General features: G+C 44.0%; 2 protein-coding genes. One reads left to right on the forward strand and one right to left on the reverse strand.

The genetic code is table 11. The annotated features are described in order from the left end of the window. Positions 1-2,027: ABC transporter substrate-binding protein (locus tag Q0C29_RS05500; protein WP_291999660.1), on the reverse strand; the 2,027-nt coding region annotated here is incomplete at its 3' end. 158 nt (positions 2,028-2,185) lie between these two features. On the opposite strand from Q0C29_RS05500, the gene Q0C29_RS05505 reads away from it, so the two are divergent. Continuing rightward, positions 2,186-2,895: helix-turn-helix domain-containing protein (locus Q0C29_RS05505; RefSeq protein ID WP_291999661.1), on the forward strand; the 710-nt coding region annotated here is incomplete at its 3' end.

Genomic DNA, 2,895 nt, shown 5'->3' on the forward strand with positions numbered 1-2,895 from the left:
ATAGCCTCAGCCAACGGTGGAATAACACCAGGAGGAGCAAAAGCACCCATGAATAATTGCGTGTTGAATTGTGGATTGAAGCCATCCCAACCCCAGCCAATACCCCAATTATATAGCAGTGAATACGCTGCTGCGGTGTATCTTGGGTCAGTGTAGGGCATGCAATCATAAGCCCACATGGGGTCAATCATGTTCTTCGGGAAGACAGCACCGAAGTCACCCTCAGCAATTGTAACACCAGGTACCCAGTATTCGAACCATGCGAAGTACGCCTTAACCAACTCGTAGTATGTTGATGAACCAGGCTCAGCCGCAGTTATGGCATTCTCCCAATTGGTTAAGTTAATGAGGCCGTAGGTTGAGTTAATACACCAAATAATCGTATTGTTAGGTATTGGTAAGTTAGTGGTTAATGGCTGGCAGTAGTAGCCGACTATTTGATTATCCTGAACCTGAGGCCATGCGAAGGGTGTGGTGGTTGAGCCGGTGAAGTTGGCGCAGAATCCACTTTCATAAACTCCACCAGCCGCGTACTGGGCAATATCGTAGTATATCCATGCTGTATCAACACCACCCTTAGGTGCGCCAGCATACAGCCAGTCGGCTGTGGCACCCATCTTAGTTAAGCCACATGGCCATAACTGTGACCATATACCCGGCTCAAGCTCATAGAACGTGGTTTTAATGCCGAACTTGCTTACCTGCGTTGCAGCCTCTTGATCATCGAGAATCCAGAAGAGCAGTGATGTTGATGATGCGTAAACATTCAGCGTTAGTGGTGTTCCGTTTGGTAGGTACCATTGCCCATTCTTGTAGTATAGGCCCGCTGACTCTAGGAGATCAGCTGCCTTGGTCCAGTTTGGTTGAGTGAAGTTAACAACCATAGCCCTAATATCCTCAGGGAAAGTCAACCAGAAGCCTGCTAAAACATTGGGTGCTGGGGCTGGAACATTAACGTAAACTGGGACATTAACCCAGGATGGGCCGAAGGCTAATGCCGCCTCAGTCCTATTAATAATGTATAAGAACGCCTGCCTAACCTGGGGTATAGTGAATGGGTAGTAGAGTGGTAGGTTAAAGCCAACTATTGAAATATCAGGCATTGTGTAGTAGACGTACCCTGACCTATTGAAGACCGCGTAGTCTGGTGGTGTGGAGAACCATGATGGTATGTAGAAGTCCTTTTCCTTAATAGCCAATGTGAGTAACTGCGTGGCGCCGCCAGATAAGCCAATATATATCCCTATCTTGGGGTAATACTGCCACGTGTGGAATGGTAATATGTTATTCCACTCAGCCAATATGTTAGGTGGATCCAGTTGAATCCATATTTCCGATGGGCTAACACTTGTGACATAGTATGGGCTTAGGCCCCAGTAAGGCATAACCATCTCACTAATATTCCTTTGCCCAAAGGTCCAGGCCTGGGACGCATTCATTGTTTTTAACTCCATTACCACATTCTTCCATACTGGCCAAGGAGTAATAATCCACTCAATGAGAGGCCAGACCCATCCAGTGGCGGTCCAATAATCGAAGTGTATTGATATTGTGTAGTTGTTTAGTACTATTAGGTCCTTGTCTGCGTTTTGGGGCATTAGGTATGGGTAGAACCAGTCGAATGCCTTTACGCCTATGTAGAATTCTGCGTAAACGTCCCATGCTGTGAAGGGTATTGTTGCTGAACCATTAAACCAATACAAGCCACGCCTAAGATGAATAATCAAAGTATGATTATCAGGAATCAAAGTCCAATTCTCAGCCAAAACAGGCCACCACTGACCAGTGGAATCGTCAAATTCAGCCATAGGCATCCAGGTACCAGCCCAGCCGATTAGATTACCTGATGCATAAGGATTCCACCAGGGCGCTGGCCATGGTGTTAATAGGACGTAGTTCCAGGGGAAGGCATCCTCAATGGTGTAGGTTGGGTAAGTTTGCTGTGCATGAGCGATATTTACGCTATACGCGGTAGCTATTATGAGTACTACCGCGGTTACTAGTATGTATGTGGGTATTTTACCCATAATTCAATCTACTAATGTCCTTACTTATAAAATTACTTAACTCATTAATATTGCATAGTGATGCAACTTCTCATTAATTTTCAGTATACTATTATGTATACCATAAGAACCACGTGTTTTGGAAAAAATTAAAAAGACCCTTAGAAGTGATCTGGATTGTGTATAGTACTGAGGCATTGTTACTACTTAATAGTTTACTTAACTCACCCAGGTTAGTTTCCCTAGACTACTACCATTACTCCGATTGGACTGTTAAGGTTTCTGAACTTAACCTTGAGTATAGGGTTTTAAGCAGTTTTGTTGACTCCTCTTCACCATTCATAGTGGAGTACGCCCTGGTGAGGGTTGGTAGTAGGATTGACTTCAAGAGCTTCCTCAAGATCCTGAATAATCATAAGAATGTATTAAGCATTGATGATGTTAAACCCATTAACTCCACCTACCCCAGATTACTCACAATGATTGTTAGGGGGGATTACGCGGACTCCACTAGGTTTAAGGCCCACATCCTTGGTGGTTCAGAAATAGGGTATAGTACCAGTGGTGGTGTTGAACATTGGGTCTTCCTATTCCCAAGCAGTAAGGCTGTGGACATGTTTATAGGGATTATTAGTGGTAATGGTGAAGTAGGTAGAGTAAGGGAAAACTCAGTGAACCCTGAGGATGTGGTAACAGCCATAGTGAGGAGTAAAGTTAAATTAATGTTAAGTAATGATGAGGAGAAGCTATTAAGGATAGCTCATGAGAGGGGGCTATTTGATACGCCAAGGAGGATATCAGTAAGGCAATTGGCTAAGGAACTGGGTGTGAGTGAATCAACGTTATCCAGAAATTTAAGTAAAATAATTAAGAAGATACTCACTACTAT

It is taken from the genome of Caldivirga sp. (assembly GCF_023256255.1).
Classification (GTDB): Archaea; Thermoproteota; Thermoprotei; order Thermoproteales; family Thermocladiaceae; genus Caldivirga.